This window comes from Sandarakinorhabdus glacialis, assembly GCF_014643455.1.
Lineage (GTDB): Bacteria > Pseudomonadota > Alphaproteobacteria > Sphingomonadales > Sphingomonadaceae > Sandarakinorhabdus > Sandarakinorhabdus glacialis.
Genome location: NZ_BMJM01000036.1, coordinates 1 through 734 on the forward strand (window position 1 = coordinate 1; position 734 = coordinate 734).

The 734-nt window shown below is 58.9% G+C and carries 2 protein-coding genes; one reads left to right on the forward strand and one right to left on the reverse strand.

Going from position 1 to position 734, the window contains the following annotated elements:
• On the reverse strand, positions 1 to 135 hold a 135-nt coding region (locus tag IEW98_RS16030), incomplete at its 3' end, for a transposase (protein WP_188764523.1).
• Between the two features lie 244 nt (positions 136 to 379).
• Between IEW98_RS16030 and IEW98_RS16640 the strand changes: the two genes are divergently transcribed.
• A partial coding sequence (locus IEW98_RS16640; protein WP_243450829.1) for a hypothetical protein occupies positions 380 to 734 on the forward strand: 355 nt, incomplete at its 3' end.

Consider the following 734-nt stretch of genomic DNA (forward strand, 5'->3'; position numbering starts at 1 on the left):
CAACCCATTGCGATTGACGAAGACTATGCCGCTCAACACCCGACGATCGTCAACCCTCGGCTTCCCATGGCTCTTGGGAAAATATGGCTCAAGCCGCGCAATCTGCTCGTCCGTCAGCCAGTACAGGTTGCTCATGCACAGTCTCCTCACGGAGCCTGAATCAGATCGTGCCTCTCAGATCAATGGGTCCTGACCCTAGGACCGGTTTAGAGCGAGCGCCACAAGAGCGATGCTTCGAAGAGAGCCACGAGGAAGGCCTTCGGCACCGCGGTCTCCGATACGGCAGAGCATCGAGCGCGAGCAACCCGGCGGTGACCGCTGGCTCGCAGACGCCTACGACGTAGCCGTCGATTTCGGCGCTCACCCGAACATCAGATCGGTGTTCGGCCATGTCCGTTTCGGCAAGGAAGATCCCGAGGACCCCTTTTATCGCGTCAATCTCGCCGGCTTGTATGGCGCCGATCATTGGGAAACCCGGCGCATGCTGATCGGCTGCCTCGACTTCGCGCTGGCGATCGCCGTAGTTCTTACTCGAGCTCTGGACCGGCCTGATCAGCAGCACCAGGAGCAGTTGCAAGCGCTCAATGACCTCAAGAACGTGGTCAGCGAAGATTTTCAGCAGGGTCGCTTCAGGGAAAATCGCGTCGAGGCCTATTATCAACCGATTGTTCGTCTCGACACACGCGAGATTGTGGGGTTGGAGGCACTATGCCGGATCGTTGCACCGAATGGCG